This window comes from Cystobacter fuscus DSM 2262 (assembly GCF_000335475.2).
Taxonomy (GTDB): domain Bacteria; phylum Myxococcota; class Myxococcia; order Myxococcales; family Myxococcaceae; genus Cystobacter; species Cystobacter fuscus.
On record NZ_ANAH02000066.1, the window covers coordinates 14307 to 30366 of the forward strand.

Genomic DNA, 16060 nt, shown 5'->3' on the forward strand with positions numbered 1-16060 from the left:
GGCCCCCGGCGCGGTTTCCACCCTCACGCCACGCGATGACTCAGCCCTCCTCGTGGATGAGCCAGATGTTGCGCGTGGCGACGTCGGGCCGCTTGGACAAATCCACGATGCGCTGGCCCGGGGGGAAGGGCCGGTTGAAGGGATAGCCCCACTCGCCCGAGGTCTCCGTCTCCTGGCCCTCGCCGGTGACGGTCACCTGGAAGCGGAAGAGCATGCCCTCGCGCCGGCCCCGGGGCAGCAGCAGGTGCGCGGGCCAGCCCCGCTCGTTCACCACGGACGCCAGACGGGACGGACGGAAGATGACCGCGCGCTCCGAGGGCCGCAGCGTATGGACGAAGCCATCCATCTCCATCCACATCCGCCGCTCGTCCACGAAGGGCTCGGCCACCAGGTGGATGCGCACCGTCACCCGCTGCTCGCGCGGCAGCAGGTTCTCCATCCGCAGGAAGTAGGAGAAGGGCTCGTGCTCCAGCCGCGGCTTGAGCACCTCCGAGCCATCCGGCAGTCGCACCGGGCGCTGCGCCAGATGGGTGTGCAGCACGTGCGTGGTCATCGGGAAGGAGGGAGGCCGCCCGTCCCAGTGCTCTCCTCCGAACTGCTCCTCGCCCCAGCGCTGCCCGTCGAAGTCCGGTGAGCCCAGCCCGGGCACGTCCTTGTCCAGACACAGCAGCAGGTCCGGGCTCTGGTGCATGGGCGCCGGGCCCTCGGTCATCCACGCACGCATCCGCACCGGGGTGTGCTCGGACAGATCGTGCGGAGCCTCGTGCGTGCTCCGCCAGCCATCGAGGATGTCGTCCACGTGGCGGTGCCAGCGGTAGAAGAGCGGATCCCTCGCCGCCGTGGCCGGAGCGGCCAGGACGCCCGGCAGGCCACTCTTGTCCCTCGGAGGGCGCAGACAGGCGAGGAGAAGCTCTCCCAGGTGGTGGTACGCGCCGTGGGGGCCGAGCGGGTCGCGCCAGGCCTCGCCATCGAGGGACGCGGGCGTGGACTCGACCGTGTGGGCGAGCTGCTCCACGCTGTCGATGTCGATGGGCGTGTCCCCGTGCCACAGCAGTCCCGAGGAGGCCGCGGCGCAGAGCCGATCCCTCCGGGTGGCATGGTCCTCGACGCCATAGCCGGGCACGCCCTGGATGCTCAGTCCAGGAGGGCGGGGCGCGAAGCCGGGCAGGCGGGAGTCATAGGCCTCGTTGAGCGGTGCCGTGAAGTCCTGCAGGGGCGCCGTGCGGGGCATGCCGAACGACAGGCGCTCCGTGTCGTAGCGGGCGAGCAATTGCTGGTGCGTGTGCCAGAATGCCTCCGCGTGCCGGGCGGGAAGCACGCGCCGGGAGGGTTGCGCGGGGTCCGGATGGCCAGCGGCCGGGTACAGCACTCGCCAGGTCTCCACGGCCTCGTTGAGTCCGGAGTCCTCGCGGAAGTAGTCCAACCACACCTCCGCGCCCGGCACGCCCGGGGAGCCCTTGCGCGGCGGCATCGTCCGGCGCGAGGGCAGCACGAGGTGGGGGGCGCGCTCGTGCAGCGGGGGCACGGTGAGCGCGCGGCCCTCGGGGTGGTGGGCGAGGAAGAGCCGCAGCGCGTACCGCACCCACTCGGGATCGCCCAGCAGCGCGCCCCACTTCGCCGCGTCCAACACCGCCGCCAGCCCCTCCTCGCCGGGCCGGGCATTGGCCAGCGTCATGAAGTGGGCGGCCGTGGACAGCGCCTGCTCGAGGTGCGCGGGCAGCGAGGGCAGGAAGCGATGCTCGGGGGAGGGCGGCTCGAAGAGCGACAGGCCTCCCTCGGGGGCCCGGGGGATCGCGTGGGACTCCGGCTCCGGGCGCGACAGCAGCTCCCCGAGCCGGGTGTTCAGCGCCTCGCGGCTCACTTGAGACCGACGTAGATGTTCTGCACGTCGTCGTCCTCGTCCATGGCCTCCAGGAACGACTCGACCTCGGCGCGCTGCTCGCCCTCCAGGTGCACCGGATTCTTGGCGACCCAGGCGAGGCTCTGCGCGCTCACCGACCAGCCCTGGCCCGTGAGGGCGCGGCTCACCGCGTCCAGATCCGTGGGCGCGGTGAGAAAGCGCGTCGTGCCCTCGTCTCCGGGCTCCAGCTCCTGCGCGCCCGCCTCGATGGCGGCGGCCTCGGCGTCGGCGCCCCCTTCCGGGGGCGAGGCCTCGATGACGCCCAGCCGGTTGAAGTCCCACGACACCGCGCCCGTGGTGGCGATCTGCCCCTTGCGGAAGAGCATCCGGATGTTGGTGGCGGTGCGGTTCTTGTTGTCGGTGAGGCACTCGACGATCACCGGCACCTGGTGGGGCGCGAAGCCCTCGTAGGTGACGAGCTCGTAGTTCACCGGCTCATCCAACAGGCCCGCGCCCTTCTTGATGGCGCGCTCCAGCGTGTCGCGCGGCATCGAGGCCTTCTTGGCCTGCTCGACGGCCAGCCGCAGCCGGGGATTGGTGCCCACCTCCGGCCCACCGGCCTTGGCGGCGATGATGAGTTCCTTGACCAGCTTGGTGAACAGCCGGCCCTTCGCGGCCGCGTGCTCCGTGCGGCCCTTGTGCTTCCACTGAGCGCCCATGACAGGCGCTCCTACCTCCCGGGGCGCGCCGGTTCAATATGGAACCGAGCGCTTTGTCCGGGAGTCACGAGGGGGCAAGGGCGCCGCTCAGGGGAGGGGCCGGCCGGTGGAGGCCTGGGCCATGCGCACCGCGCGCTCCATCAGCTCCTGCTGGGCCCATCGCTTCTCGCCTTCCGGGGGACGGCGCAGCCAGGCGCCGTCGGCCTGGAGCACCCAGGCATGGGTGTTCTCGGCGAGGCAGCGGTCGAGGATGTCGCGCACCTGGGCGACGAGGGTGGGGTCCTCCACGGGGGTGAGGGCCTCGACGCGGTGGTCGAGGTTGCGCGGCATGAGGTCCGCCGAGCCGATGTAGCAGCGCGTGTCGCCGCCGCGCTCGAAGAGGTAGACGCGCGAGTGCTCCAGGAAGCGGCCGAGCGTGGAGATGACGCGGATGTTCTCCGAGACGCCGGGCATCTGGGGGCGCAGGCAGCAGATGCCGCGGATGTTGAGTTCCACCTTCACGCCGGCGCGCGAGGCGTCGTAGAGCGCGCGGATCATCATCGGATCCACCAGCGCGTTCATCTTCAACACGATGCGCGAGGGCGTCTCGGGAGTGTGTTGGGCGATGGTGCGGCGGACTTCCTCGAGCAGGCCCTCGCGCATGTTGACGGGGGCCACGAGCAGCTTGCGGAAGGACTTGGGGCGGGCGAAGCCGGTGAGGAAGTTGAAGAGGTCGGCCACGTCGGCGCCGATGTCCGGGTCCGTGGTGAACAGGCCCAGGTCCGTGTAGAGCCGGGCCGTCTTGGAGTTGTAGTTGCCGGTGCCCACGTGCACGTAGTGGCGCACCTTCTCGCCCTCGCGGCGCACGATGAGGATGGCCTTGGCGTGTGTCTTGAGGCCGGGAATGCCGTAGACGACGTGCACCCCGGCCTCCTCCAGCGCGAGCGCCCAGCGGATGTTGGTGCGCTCGTCGAAGCGCGCCTTGAGCTCCACCATGCACACCGCCTGCTTGCCGCGCTCGGTGGCGCGGATGAGCGCGGGCACCAGCGGCGACTTGTCCGAGGTGCGGTACACCGTCTGTTTGATGGCGAGCACGTCCGGGTCCTCCACCGCCTCGGTGACGAAGCGCTCCACCGAGGTGGTGAAGGACTCATACGGGTGGTGGACGAGCAGGGCGCCGCGGCGCATGGCCGTCATCACCGGGGTGACCTCGCCGTCGTCCTCCGACTGCAGCCGGGGCTGGGTGACGGGCGTCCACGGCGGATCCCTCAGCTCGGCGAAGCCGGGCGTGGAGACGATCGCCATCAGATCCGACAGATCCAACAGGCCCCGCTCCTCGTAGAGATGCTGAGGCTCGAGCGACAGCGCCTCCATGAGGGGCTCGAGCAGCTTGGGGTTCATCCCCGTCTGCACCTCCAGGCGGATGACGTCGCCGAAGCGGCGCTGGCGCAGCTCGGTCTGCACCGCCACGAGCAGATCCTCGGCGTCCTCGGACACGGTGTAGTCCGCGTCCCGGGTGACGCGGAACAGCCCCTGGTCCAACACCTCCATGCCCGGGAACAGGGCGCCGAGGTGGTGGGCGATGACCTCCTCGAGTGGCACGAAGGACGTGCCGCCCTTGAGGGGCACGAAGCGCGAGAGCAGCTCCTTGGGCACCTTCACCCGCGCCACGTTCTCCGTGTCCGCCACCGGATCGCGCAGCAGCACCGCCAGGCTCAACGACAGGTTGGAGATGTAGGGGAAGTGCCGCCCCAGGCCGATGGCCAGCGGGGTGAGCACGGGGAAGATCTGCTCGCGGAAGCGCTGCTCCATCTGGGCGCGCCCCTCCGCGTCCAGCTCCTTCATGGAGTAGATGCGGATGCCCTTCTCCGCCAGCGCGGGGCGCAGTTTGCTCTCAAAGCAATCCGCGTGACGATGGCCCTGTTCGAGGATGCGCTCGTGCATCTTGCCGAGCGTGTCGCCCGGGGTGGAGCCATCGGGCACGAGCCGGGCGACGCGGTTGCTCATCTGCTCGTGCAGCCGCGCCACGCGAATCATGAAGAATTCATCGAGGTTGCGCGCGTAGATGGCGCAGAACTTCACGCGCTCCAGCAGGGGAACCGAGGGGTCCTCGGCGAGCTGGAGCACGCGGTTGTTGAAGGCGAGCCAGGACAGCTCGCGGTTGAAGAACAGGCTGCCGTCCGACACGTCCGTGCCGGGGGGAATGACGTCGCGCTCGGCGGTCTTGCTGGAGGTGTTCTTGCTGGGTGCGCGCTTGGGCATGTTGCGCTCTCTAGGTCAGACCGAGCGGTCTAGCAGAGCGTCACGGCGGGATTTGTGAACTTTGAAGCGGACCCTATTAGGAGCCGACGAGCCGCGAGGCGCGCCGCGGCTGGGGGTGCACGGCCACCTCGTACTGGTTGCCCTGGGCGTCCTGGCGGATGACGGCCCAGCCCTGGCGGGGCGGCGTGCCCCGGGGCTCGACCTGGAAGGAGCGCCGGGTGGCGCGCGTGCTCAAGAGCTTGCCCAGGCACTCGGCATGGGCCTGGAGCGGGAGGATGCACAGGTCGGAGCGGTTGCCGAACTCGTCCTGACGCACCAGTGCCCAGCCATCCAGGGGCAGGGGGTGCTGCATGTCCACGCGCCAGCGCACGTGCCGCGGGGCGAGGCCCAGGTGGGCGAGCGCGTGGTCCACCTCGACATGGTCCATCCACAGCGTCGCCTCGCCCTCTTCCCCGGCGGCGTGGATGGGCAGATCGATGAACAGCTCCAGCCCACACTCACAGGTGGACTCCCACCGGTAGCGGGGCCCCAGCCCATCGCCCTCGTCCTCATGCACGAGCGGGCGTCCCAACCGCTGCTCGAGTGTGACGCGCGTCACGCTCAGGGTGCAGGCGCGCTTCTGCGTCGTCAGGGCAACGGGGCGGCGGATCGGGAGCGGCTTCATGGATTTCTCCTCTTTCGGGGTAGAGAAATCTAGTGCTCATGCACGGAGCGGCCAGGGGGGCAGGCGTGCTTCGTTCATTCAGCCACGCCCTGACGAGGGATTGTGTCCGTTGCAGGAAAGGCGTCTCGGACCCGGGGGCCAGCGGCGTGCCCGGAGTGGGGCGGGCGAGGTTTGGGAGGAGGAGGGAGTGGGTGCCCGGCGCACGAGGTGGGGGCGTCGGGCACCTGGTGGAGGCTCAGCGGGTGAAGCGCTCGGAGATGGGCGCGTCGAAGGCGCCTCCCACCCTCAACACCTGACCGGTGTGGAGCAACACCCCGAAGGTGGAGGTGTAGGGCGGGGACTGGGTCGCGGACGCCGCGGGCAGCCACGCGTTCTGGGTGGGGTCATACACCGCCGCCTGTCCGGCGTCGTTGAAGGCCAGCACCTCGCCCGAGTAGAGCAGCGTGGTGGAGGAGGCCCGAGCTCAACTGCACCATCGAGTAGACGCGGCAGAATCCCGGCGAGCAGGCGGGAGTCGTGACCCGCCAGGTATCGGTGTATGGGTTATAGCGCTGCACGAAGCCCTGATAGGACTCGAGCACCTCGCCCGTGGCGCGCAGCCGCACGGCGCTGTTGGTGGGGTAGAGCAGGGCCTTGGTGGCGGTGGGCGTCCAGGTGCCGACGCCCGTGCTCAGGGCCTCGGTTCCGCTCGCCATCGTCGCGGACGGCTCGGAGATATCGGGTTGGCAGCCCAGGGTCATGGACAGACAACCCACCATGATCAATGAACCCACCCGGAGTCGGTAGGTCCCGAGCAGGGTACGACGGGGGAGAGACAGGGCGAAGGGCCGGCGAGTGTCCTGAATAAGGCGAAGCAGGTCGCGTCGGAGCACGCACGACATGGGCCGCCCACTCGCGGGCGGCGTCGGCACGAGGGATTACGCAATGCATCGCAAGGGAAGTCATGGAGGGCTGCGTCTGCTGGGCACGGCGGTCGTGCTGGTGGCCACGCTGGTCACCGGAGAAGGCCAGGCGCAGGAGCAGGAGTTGCGACCCCGGCAGGAGCAGGAGCGGGGGAGGGAGCAGGAGTGGCAACAGTCCCCCTGGGCCTACGCCCTGAGCGAGAGCCCCCCGCTGCGCTTCAATGAGTCCTCCCGCTTCAACGTGCTCGCCACGCGCAACCCGGGCTATCCGCGCGCCGAGGGTGAGCGGATGGTGCTCGTGCCCGAGAACCGCTCGGGCGCCGCGGGCGCCATCTTCCTGAACAACCAGCCGGTGCAGGCGCCTTTCGCGGTGCAATTCGATTTCAACACCTACAATCGCAAGGGGGGCGGCCCCTGGGACACGGGAGACGGGCTGGTGCTGATGTTTGGCCGCCGGCCGCTGTCGCGCCGGGACGTGCTGCCCACGGGCAGTGGCCGCGCTTTCGTGACGGATGGCTCGGGCTATGGCGTGCACGTGACGCTCTATGGCGAGGAGCGCGGGCTGCTCCTCACGGACGGCACGGGGCGCGCGCTGGCCTCCCGGCGCAATCCCGCCGTCTACACCCATGAGCGCTGGGCGACGCTGCGCGTCGAGGTGGAGCGCGACGGCATCCGCGTCTACCTGGATGGGGCCTTGCAGATCGATTGGCGCGGCCAGGTGAACTCGTCCTTCACGGGCCTGGGCATCGGGGCCGCGACAGGGGATGCCAACGCGTTGCATGCCATCCGCGACCTGCGCCTGGCGCTCCAGCCCCGCTCCCCGCCGCGTCCTCCCGGGCCTCCTCCGGGTCCTCCGCCGCCGGACTCCTCTCCGGACGGCAACCTGCTGTTCAACGGAGACTTCGAGCAGCCCTCGCTGCGGCGGGGCAGCTTCCAGAGCCTGGGGGAGCTGCCGGGGTGGAGGCGCGCGGCCGGACGCACCATCGAGCTGCAGAACAACGTGGCGGGCAGCGCCGCCCAGGGTGCCCAGTTGGTGGAGCTGGATGGCCAGGACAACACCACGCTCCAGCAGGATGTCTCCACGCGCCCGGGGGCCGAGTACGAGCTGCGCCTGGCGTTCTCCGCCCGTCCGGGGACGGATGCGCGGGACAATGGCCTGGAGGTGCTGTGGAACGGGGAGGTGCTCACGCGCCTGGAGGCCAGCGGACAGAAGCTGTCGGACACCTCTTGGACGTACGTGGTGCTGAGGGTCCGGGCGGACGGCCCCAGCTCGCGTGTGGAGCTGCGGGACGTGGGCCGCTCCACGGGCTCGGGTACGTACGTGGATGATGTGTCGTTGCGGCAGGTGTCGGGCGGCCGCGGCCCCCGGCGCTGAGCCCTCCGGTTTCCCGGCGGCGAAGGGGCGTTCACTAGTCGCCCCTTCGCGCGGGAAGGCTCCCGGTCTCCTCGGATTCTGGCGTGGACTGGATCGCCACGTCTCATTCCAAGAGGAGACTTCATGAAGATCGGGTTCATCGGACTGGGTGCAATGGGCAGTGCCATGGCGGGCCATTTGTTGAAGGCCGGCCATGCCCTCACGGTGTGGAACCGCTCGCCGGACAAGGCGGCGCCCCTCGTCGAGGCGGGGGCTCGCCGGGTCGCGTCACCGGCGGAGGCGGCGGCGGGGGCCGAGGTGGTGATCTCCTCGCTCGCGGACGACGCGGCGGTGGAGCAGGTGGTGCTCGGGGAGGACGGGCTCGCGCGGGGGTTGGGCGCCGGGGCGGTCCACGTGGGCACCAGCACCATCTCCCCCAAGCTCTCCGAGCGGCTGGCGGACGCGCACGCGAGGAAGGGGCAGGGCTACGTGGCGGCCCCGGTGTTGGGGCGGCCTCCCGCGGCGGCCCAGGGCAAGTTGTTCGTGATGGCGGCGGGGGAGGCCGGAGCGGTGGCCACCGCGCGCCCGGTGCTGGAGGGCTTGGGGCAGCGCCTCTTCGTGGTGGGGGAGACGCCCGCCCAGGCGCACCTGCTCAAGCTGTGCTGCAACTTCCTCATCTTCTCCACCATCGAGCAGCTCGGCGAGGTCTTCGCCCTGACGGAGAAGGGTGGCCTGGACAGGGCCCGGGTATTCGAGGTGCTCACCGAGAGCTTCTTCTCGGCGCCCGTCCACAAGAACTATGGCCGGTTGATCCTCGAGCGCGCCTACGGCCCCCAGGGGGTTCCGGTGACGCTGGCGGCGAAGGACACGCGGCTGATGCTCGAGGCGGGCGAGGCGCTGTCCGTTCCGCTGCCGTTGGCCTCGCTGGTGCGCGACCGGTGGATCTCGGCCCGCGCCCGGGGCGAGCAGGACCTGGACTTCGCCGTGCTCGCCCGGCAGATCGCCCAGGAGGCGGGACTCAAGGAGTGACGGGGGCCGCGCGGGTCGGATCGAAGCGGGCCTCGCACTCGCGGATGCGCTCGTCGGTGAGGGGCTCGCGGCGGGGGAGCACCGTGAACCGGCCTTCCTGGTAGCGCAGGTTGGGCTCGAAGCACTCGAAGTAGCCCGGAGGTGGCCGGCGGTCATGGGCCATGGTCCGGTTCTCCCGTTTGGTGGCGCTCAGGGGGGTGCGCGCCACCACCCGGTCGTTGAGTCCGAGGTAGTCGAGGATGACCACCTCGGGCAGCACCCAGGAGACCACGCCGACCGTCTGGCTGACCAGCACGAGCCGCGTCATCGGATCTCCGAACTTCTGCTCCTCGCCCACCTCCCGCGGGGGAAGGGTGCGCTGTTTCACCTCGAAGAAGACCTTGTGCTCCTGATGTCTCAGGCCCACCAGGTGGCGGATGAGCCACGCCTGCTGCGCGTCGAAGAGCGCGGCATAGGCGCGCACGCCGGGGGGAAACGCGTCCGCCACGGGCTGGAAGAGCATGTGGGTGCTCGCGCGGGTCGTCAGCTCGTGCGTGCGCGCGTAGTGGACCCAGGGCAGGGGCAGGCTCAGCAGGAGGAAGAGGCCACCCACCACCGCCGCGGCGCGCGCCGACAACTCCAGCCACGCGAGGAAGCCCACGAAGGACACCCACAAGGGCAGCACGAGGTGCGCGTAGACGCGGTACTCGAAGTGGTCCCCGCCGATGATGAGGGTGTAGTAGGCGAAGTGCGCCACGAGCACCGCCACGACCGCGACCGCGCCGGGCCGTGCGCTCACCGCGCTCACGACGCGCCGCCCGCCCAGGCTCCGGAGGACGGCCCCGGTGGCGGCGATGCCCACGGCGAGCCACACCCACAGCGCGTACTCCAGGACGAACGACAGGGCATAGCGCAGCCCACTCTCGGGCCAGGCCGCCACGTGCTTGGCGAAGTACGTGTTGGGGACCCACTCGCCATAGGTGGCATGGCGCCAGAGCAGGTGCGCGACATCGAGCAACAGGGGTAGTCCCGCCAGCACCCAGCGGCCCCGAGGGGGCGTCCTCAGGAAGAAACCCAGGGCGAGCAGCCCACTGGCCAGCACCATCAACTGCCCGTCCGGCCGGGTGAGCGCGGTGAGGGCCGCGGCGGTGCACGACACCGCGAGCGCGCGAGGCCCTCCGCCCCGGTCCAGCTCGAGCGTGGCCACGAGCCAGAGCGTGGTGCAGAAGATGAAGAGGGACGTCTCCAGTCCGGAACTCATCCACGCGAGGAAGGTCCGGTTGGAGAGCACGCCCACCAGGACCGCCACCGCGAGCGCGAAGCGATGACGCTCGAGAGAGGGCGGCAGGGCCATGCGCCACACCCAGCAAGAGCCCAGCGCGAGCGTGCCGTAGGAGAGCAGCAGGGACACGGGGTTGGCGGCGTCGGGAGGCTCCACGCCCGTCAGCCGCCAGATGCCTTCCAGCAGCACCATCCAGAGGAAGTTGGAGTAGCCCTCCACGGGGCGGAACGGGGGCGGATTCCACGTATAGCCCCAGCCCCGCATGTGATTGCTGATGTAGCGGAAGGTGATGAACGCGTCGTCCGTGAGGAACCAGAACGTGCTCCACCCCACGTAGGCCACCCCGGCGATGAGGACGAGCACCGCCAGGCGCGAAGGACTCAGGTCTCGAATGGAGCGCGTCATGCCGTGGAAGGCCCGGAGCTCGTCCCGGGCCGTGAGGGGTGGCTAGGCGGTGGCGTGTCGCACGGTTTGCAGGAGCAGGCCCGAGTCGATGAGCTCGCAGACGGCCTCGATGTCGCGGTGGATCTCGCGATCCTTCTCCATGGTGGGCACGCGGCTGCGCACCAGCTCATGCGCGGCGCGCGGGCCCCGGCCGGCCTTCACGGGCAGCCGGTAGTCGAGCGCCTGGCTGGCCACGAGCAGCTCGATGGCCAGGCACGTGCGGGTGAAGTCCGCCACCTGGCGGCCCTTGAGCGCCGCGGTCATGCCCATGGACACGTGGTCCTCGCGGCCGGCGGAGGAGGGGATGGAGTCCACCGAGGCGGGGTGGCAGAGCACGCGCGACTCGGCGACGAGCGCGGCGCTCGTCACCTGGGCGATCATGAAGCCCGAGTTGAGGCCCGGGTTCTTGGCGAGGAAGGGGGGCAGGTTGGACAGGGCCGGGTTGACGAGCTGCTCCACGCGCCGCTCGCTGATGGAGGACAGCTGGGTGAGCGCCATGGCCGTCACGTCCATGGCGAGCGAGATGGGCTGGCCGTGGAAGTTGCCGCCCGAGATGATGCGGCCCGTGTCGACGAAGACGAGCGGGTTGTCGGTGGCGCTGTTGACCTCGACCTCGAGGATGCGCCGGCCGAAGGCGAGCCCCTCGCGCGCCGCGCCGTGCACCTGGGGCATGCAGCGCAGGGAGTAGGGGTCCTGCACCTTGCTACAGTTCACGTGCGTCTCCACCAGATCGCTGCCCGCGAGCAGCCGCAACAGGTGGGCGGCGACGGCCTTCTGGCCCTCGTGGGGGCGCACGTCCTGGATCTCCGGCAGGAAGGGCTTGTGGCTGCCGAGCAGGCCCTCGAGCGTCATGGAGCCGGCGATGTCGGCCACCAGGGCGAGCGACTCGGCGCGCAGTTGCAAGAGCGTGCCCACCGCGCACATGGCCTGGGTGCCATTGACGAGCGCCAGGCCCTCCTTGGCCTCGAGCACCACCGGCCTGAGGCCCGCGCGCTCCAGCGCCTGGCGGGCCGGCATCCGCTGGCCCTGGAAGAAGGCCTCGCCCTCGCCGATGAAGACGAGCGCCAGGTGCGCCAGCGGCGCCAGGTCTCCCGAGGCGCCCACGCTGCCGCGCTCGGGCACCACCGGCACCACGTCCTGGTTGAGCATGTCCAGGGCGAGCTTCAGCGTCTCCAGGCGGATGCCGGAGAAGCCCTTGGCGAGCACGTTGCAGCGCAAGAGCAGCAGGGCGCGCGCCTCGGGCAGGGACATGGGAGTGCCCACACCGGCGGCGTGCGAGAGGATGAGATTGCGCTGCAACTCCGACAAGTCCTTCTTGTCGATGCGCACCTCGGCCAGGGTGCCAAAGCCGGTGTTGATGCCGTAGGCGGGCGCGTCTCCGGCGGCCACGCGCTCCACGAGATCACGCGAGGCCCGCACGCACGTTTCCGCCTCGGGAGAGAGTTCCACGGTCGCCTCGTTGCGGGCGACCTGGAGGATTTCCTCCAGGCGGAGGGTGTCTCCATCGATCAGAAGTCGGGGACGGTACATGTGAGCAGCTCCAAGGACTGTCGGCGGCGGTGCCGCGCGAGGGGCGTTCTCTCTTATCTCAACCCGGGCGCGTGTGCAGCCCGTCCCCCTCCGGGACCTTTTGACAGCCCCGGGCCACCTCACTACGGTGGCCGCTCCTTAGGTGAGGAGGAAGCAGCCCAGGTGGCCTTGATCGTCCAGAAGTACGGCGGCACGTCCGTCGGCGACACAGAGCGAATGAAGAACGTGGCCCGTCGCTGCATCGCGGCCCAGGCGGCCGGGCACGACGTGGTGGTGGTGGTATCCGCCATGTCGGGAGAGACGAACCGGTTGCTCAAGCTCGTCTCCCAGATCACCGACCGGCCCAACGAGCGCGAGCAGGACGTGGTCGTCGCCACCGGGGAGCAGGTCTCCATCGGGCTCGTGGCGCTGGCCATCCAGGCCCAGGGCGCCAAGGCGACCAGCTTCCTGGGCCATCAGGTGCAGATCGTCACCGACAGCACCTTCGCCAAGGCGCGCATCAAGCGCATCGAGGCGGAGCGCATCGTCGAGGCGCTCAAGCAGAAGCACATCGTCGTGGTGGCCGGCTTCCAGGGCCAGGACGAGCAGGGCAACGTCACCACCCTGGGACGCGGCGGCTCGGACACCACGGCGGTGGCGCTGGCCGCGGCGCTCAAGGCGGACGCGTGTGAGATCTACACGGACGTGGATGGTGTCTACACGACGGATCCCAACGTGTGCCCCGCGGCGCGCAAGCTCGATCGCATCTCCTACGAGGAGATGCTGGAGCTGGCGAGCCTGGGCGCCAAGGTGTTGCAGATCCGCTCGGTCGAGTTCGCGATGAAGTACAAGGTGCCGCTGTGGGTGAAGTCGTCCTTCTCGGACGATCCCGGCACGCTGGTGTGTGAGGAGGACAAGTCGATGGAGAACGTGGTTGTCAGCGGCATCGCCTACGAGAAGAACGAGGCGAAGCTCGCCATCAGTGGCGTGCCGGACATGCCGGGTGTGGCGGCGAAGATCTTCGGCATCCTGGACGCGCAGAACATCGTGGTGGACCTGATCGTCCAGACGGCCTCGCGCGATGGGAAGACGGACGTGTCCTTCACCGTGGGCAAGACGGACCTGACCAAGGCCCGCGAGGCCGTGGAGCAGGTGGCCCGGGAGATCAAGGCCGGCGGCGTGGAGACGGACAGCGACGTGGCCAAGATCTCCATCGTGGGCGTGGGCATGCGCAACCACTCGGGCGTGGCGGCGAAGATGTTCCAGGTGCTCTCGCAGGAGGGCATCAACATCCAGGTCATCTCCACGTCGGAGATCAAGGTCTCCTGCCTCGTGCAGTCGAAGTACACGGAGCTGGCCGTGCGCGCGTTGCACACCGCGTTCGGTCTGGACAAGCCCACCACGGTGGGCTGAGGGGTGAACCGCACCGGCGCGCTCGCGGTGGCCGCGCTCGGGCTGTGGGGCCTGGGCGTGGTGGCGCGCGTGCGCGGGCCCTCCACCGAGCCCGCGCTGGACTGTGAGCCGGGCCAGGTGCGGGTGGTGGAGGGAATCGCCCGGTGCGGCACGGGCGAGCCGCCTTCCGCCCCGCAGCGCCTGCTGCTGGGCCAGAAGCTGGATCTGAACCGGATCTCCGAGGAGGACCTCGCCCGGGTGCCTGGCGTGGGAGCATCCCTGGCCCGAGAGCTGGTGCGGACGCGGGCGCGGCGAGGGCCGTTCGCCTCGTGGGACGAGGTGGCCTCCGTTCCCGGCGTGGGATCGGCCAGGCTGGCGACGCTCCGGGCGGCGACCGAGTTGCGGTAGGCGCCAGGGCCCCGAGGCGTGTGATAAAGCACGGAGCGTGGAGATCGCCTGTCCTCAGTGCTCGATGAAGTACGCGCTCGACCCCCGGCTGTTGCCGCCCGGGGGCGTCCCGGTGCAGTGCACTCGCTGCGGCCATGTCTTCATCGCGGGCGCCTCCGCTCCGGCTCCCACCCCGGCTCCGAAGGTGCCCGGGGTTCCGGTGCGCGCGCCCAATCCCCTGAGCTCCACCTTGCTCTACGGCACGAATGCCGGGGGCTCGGACGCTCCGGCCCCCACGACCACGCAGACCTTTGGCGCCGTTCCCTCCGTTCCCCAGGTCCCGCAGGTGGCTCCCGTGACGCCCCGGGCCCCACCTGGTGCCCCGGCGGCGCCCTCGATCCAGAAGACGCAGACCTTTGGCGCCGTCCCCCAGGTGCCACCCGCCACCAGGCCCGCCGCCCCAGCCGCCAGGCCCGCCGCTCCCACGAGGCCCGCCCCGGCCGCCGCCAGACCGCCTGTCCCGTCGCCTTCCGCGCAAGCGGCCCCCGCTCCCCACACGACGCAGGTGTTTGGTTCGGTTCCTCCCCCCACCGGCAAGCCACCCGCCGCCGCGGCGACGCCCTCCGCTCCGCCCCCTGGCTCCGCGGCCCCCCGGCCCACGTCGGCCCGTCCCGTTACCGTGTCGCTGCCGGTGTCGCCCCAGGCCGCTCCTGCAACGCGGGAAGAGGATCCCTTCGCCGCCCTGGAGGCAGTGGGCCCCGCCGCGTTCTCTCCGTTCGATGATGCGCCCTCCGGGCCACCGATCTCCCAGCCGCCCGGCATGACGCCTCGCGCCGGAGCGCCCGAGCGCCCCTCTCCGGAGCCCGCGCCAACCCCCGCGCCCCCACCCCCCGCGGCATCCGATGCTCCCCCTCCCTACGGTCATGAGCCTCGGATCGGAGTCGCGGCGACGACGCCCATCGAGCTGCCCGACGAGATCCTCGTCCAGTTGGATCGGCCCCTGTCGGAGTTGATGGGGGAGGAAGCTCCCGCCGAGCAGGCACCCCCTGCCGCGGGGCCCGCGCCCGCCTTGAACAAGCCGCTCGAGCTGCCGCCCGAGTTGATGGATGCGCCCAACCTCTCCGCCCGCGATCAGGGCCGGGGCAAGCGCCCGGCGAAGGGGGGCAAGGGCCGGGGCCTGCTCATCGCGGCGGGCGTCCTCGTGCTCGCCCTGACGGCGTTCCTCACCTCGCGGGCCTGGCTGTCCAAGTCCGACGTCCTGCCGCACGCGGTGCAGGCCGCCAGGGACGAGGCGGTGGCGAAGTTTCGCCGGGACGACGCGGCCTCGAAGGAAGAAGCCCTCGCCGAGTTGAAGTCCCTGTCGGACAGGCATCCCCAGAGCGTCGAGCTGCTGGCGGAGGTGGGCATCGCGCTCGCCCTGCACCTGGATGACACCCAGGTGCGCCTCACCACGCTCCTGGCCAAGGAGAAGCAGTTGAGCGAGCTCATCGATCGGCTCGTCTCGACCCAGACCCCCATCGACTGGCAGAGCCGCGCCAACGCCCGCAAGGAGGAGCTGGCCACGCTCCAGCGGCAGCGCTTCTCCCTGGAGGGGCGGAGCAAGGCACTGGCGGAGGAGGCCGTGCAGGTCCTCAAGAACCTGGAGCTGGAGTCCGCGAAGGAGCCGCGCGAGGTGGCCCTGGTGCGCCTGCGGGCCCGGGCCCTGATGTCCGCCACGCTGGGGGTGGGCAACACGCCCGCGCTGGCCGTGAAGCTGGCCCAGACGGAACAGTTCGAGTGGAGTTCGCTGGTCATGGCCGAGTACGTCCTCCACCGAGCCTCGGCCTCGCCCGCCGAGCTCCGGGAGGCCGCCGCCGGGATGGAGAGCCTGCGGGTCCGTAACAGCACCTACCTGCGCGCCTACGTGCTCGGGGCGCGCATCGCCCTGCTGCGCCACGAGCCGGCCGCCGCGCGGACCCTGCTGAACACCGTCATCACCCTCAACCCCAAGCACGAGCTGGCCCAGCAACTCCACGCCTACATCGAGGACGTGGAGCGCCAGGAGTCCGAGCCTCCCCCCTCCGTGAAGCCCCCGCCCGCGCCCGCGCCGGCTCCCACGCCGGCGCCCGGGCCCACGAATGAAGCGGCGCCCACCGCCCCCTCGGACTCCCCCCCCACGCAGGGGACGGCGCCCACGGAGGGGTCGGCGCCCGGGGAGCCCTCGAACGCGACATCCATCACGCCCTGAAGGGCGCCTCGTGCGCGGGGAGGGTGAAAAAAGTTCCGTCTTCGGGCCGTGCGTTGGGGGTTTTCTCGCTCGGTCCCCAGGGCAGGTGACT

13 protein-coding genes are annotated in these 16060 nt (G+C 70.6%); 5 read left to right on the forward strand and 8 right to left on the reverse strand.

Features of this window, described 5'->3' with window-relative positions:
* Positions 1-40: 40 nt before the first annotated feature.
* The 6 genes from D187_RS40600 to D187_RS40620 all read right to left on the reverse strand — a co-directional run bounded on the left by D187_RS40600 (position 41) and on the right by D187_RS40620 (position 6237).
* Positions 41-1861 carry a hypothetical protein gene (locus D187_RS40600; protein ID WP_002627591.1) on the reverse strand — a complete coding sequence of 607 codons (1821 nt, stop codon included), beginning with the start codon at positions 1859-1861 and terminating at the stop codon, positions 41-43.
* The gene (locus D187_RS40605; protein WP_002627592.1) at positions 1858-2559 is read right to left on the reverse strand and encodes a YebC/PmpR family DNA-binding transcriptional regulator; all 702 of its coding nucleotides are present in this window, start codon (positions 2557-2559) and stop codon (positions 1858-1860) included. The genes D187_RS40600 and D187_RS40605 overlap by 4 nt, the downstream gene beginning before the upstream one ends.
* An 87-nt stretch (positions 2560-2646) precedes the next feature.
* A complete protein-coding gene (gene ppk1, locus D187_RS40610) occupies positions 2647-4800 on the reverse strand; it encodes a polyphosphate kinase 1 (RefSeq protein ID WP_002627593.1) in 2154 nt (717 codons plus the stop codon).
* 76 nt (positions 4801-4876) lie between these two features.
* Positions 4877-5464 (reverse strand): hypothetical protein, encoded by a 588-nt coding sequence (locus tag D187_RS40615; protein ID WP_002627594.1) that lies wholly within the window; start codon positions 5462-5464, stop codon positions 4877-4879.
* A gap of 235 nt (positions 5465-5699) precedes the next feature.
* Positions 5700-5855 (reverse strand): hypothetical protein, encoded by a 156-nt coding sequence (locus D187_RS56010; RefSeq protein WP_162159756.1) that lies wholly within the window; start codon positions 5853-5855, stop codon positions 5700-5702.
* A complete protein-coding gene (locus tag D187_RS40620) occupies positions 5848-6237 on the reverse strand; it encodes a hypothetical protein (RefSeq protein ID WP_155893953.1) in 390 nt (129 codons plus the stop codon). The genes D187_RS56010 and D187_RS40620 overlap by 8 nt, the downstream gene beginning before the upstream one ends.
* Positions 6238-6388: 151 nt before the next feature.
* On the opposite strand from D187_RS40620, the gene D187_RS40625 reads away from it, so the two are divergent.
* Positions 6389-7741 (forward strand): L-type lectin family protein, encoded by a 1353-nt coding sequence (locus tag D187_RS40625; protein WP_020918616.1) that lies wholly within the window; start codon positions 6389-6391, stop codon positions 7739-7741.
* Between the two features lie 123 nt (positions 7742-7864).
* Complete coding sequence (locus tag D187_RS40630) at positions 7865-8749, forward strand: NAD(P)-dependent oxidoreductase (RefSeq protein ID WP_002627598.1); 885 nt, start codon at positions 7865-7867, stop codon at positions 8747-8749.
* Here the strand turns inward: D187_RS40630 and D187_RS40635 are convergent.
* The gene (locus D187_RS40635; RefSeq protein WP_002627599.1) at positions 8739-10415 is read right to left on the reverse strand and encodes a hypothetical protein; all 1677 of its coding nucleotides are present in this window, start codon (positions 10413-10415) and stop codon (positions 8739-8741) included. The two genes, D187_RS40630 and D187_RS40635, sit on opposite strands and share 11 nt — an antisense overlap.
* Positions 10416-10457: 42 nt before the next feature.
* The gene (hutH, locus tag D187_RS40640) at positions 10458-11984 is read right to left on the reverse strand and encodes a histidine ammonia-lyase (RefSeq protein WP_002627600.1); all 1527 of its coding nucleotides are present in this window, start codon (positions 11982-11984) and stop codon (positions 10458-10460) included.
* 162 nt (positions 11985-12146) lie between these two features.
* On the opposite strand from hutH, the gene D187_RS40645 reads away from it, so the two are divergent.
* From D187_RS40645 to D187_RS40655, 3 genes are read left to right on the forward strand one after another with little or no spacing between them, the layout of a single operon-like run.
* Positions 12147-13376 (forward strand): aspartate kinase, encoded by a 1230-nt coding sequence (locus D187_RS40645; RefSeq protein WP_002627601.1) that lies wholly within the window; start codon positions 12147-12149, stop codon positions 13374-13376.
* A 3-nt stretch (positions 13377-13379) separates the two neighbouring features.
* A complete protein-coding gene (locus D187_RS40650; protein WP_002627602.1) occupies positions 13380-13763 on the forward strand; it encodes a ComEA family DNA-binding protein in 384 nt (127 codons plus the stop codon).
* Positions 13764-13800: 37 nt separating this feature from the next.
* On the forward strand, positions 13801-15969 hold the full coding sequence (locus tag D187_RS40655) for a zinc-ribbon domain-containing protein (protein WP_002627603.1): 2169 nt from the start codon (positions 13801-13803) through the stop codon (positions 15967-15969).
* Positions 15970-16060 lie beyond the last annotated feature (91 nt).

Bases quoted from the DNA above. Each gene is read 5' to 3' on its own strand.
- D187_RS40605 (WP_002627592.1), bottom strand. From the start codon at position 2,559: ATGGGCGCTCAGTGGAAGCACAAGGGCCGCACGGAGCACGCGGCCGCG.
- ppk1 (WP_002627593.1), bottom strand. From the start codon at position 4,800: ATGCCCAAGCGCGCACCCAGCAAGAACACCTCCAGCAAGACCGCCGAG.
- D187_RS40615 (WP_002627594.1), bottom strand. From the start codon at position 5,464: ATGAAGCCGCTCCCGATCCGCCGCCCCGTTGCCCTGACGACGCAGAAG.
- D187_RS40625 (WP_020918616.1), top strand. From the start codon at position 6,389: ATGCATCGCAAGGGAAGTCATGGAGGGCTGCGTCTGCTGGGCACGGCG.
- D187_RS40630 (WP_002627598.1), top strand. From the start codon at position 7,865: ATGAAGATCGGGTTCATCGGACTGGGTGCAATGGGCAGTGCCATGGCG.
- D187_RS40635 (WP_002627599.1), bottom strand. From the start codon at position 10,415: ATGACGCGCTCCATTCGAGACCTGAGTCCTTCGCGCCTGGCGGTGCTC.
- hutH (WP_002627600.1), bottom strand. From the start codon at position 11,984: ATGTACCGTCCCCGACTTCTGATCGATGGAGACACCCTCCGCCTGGAG.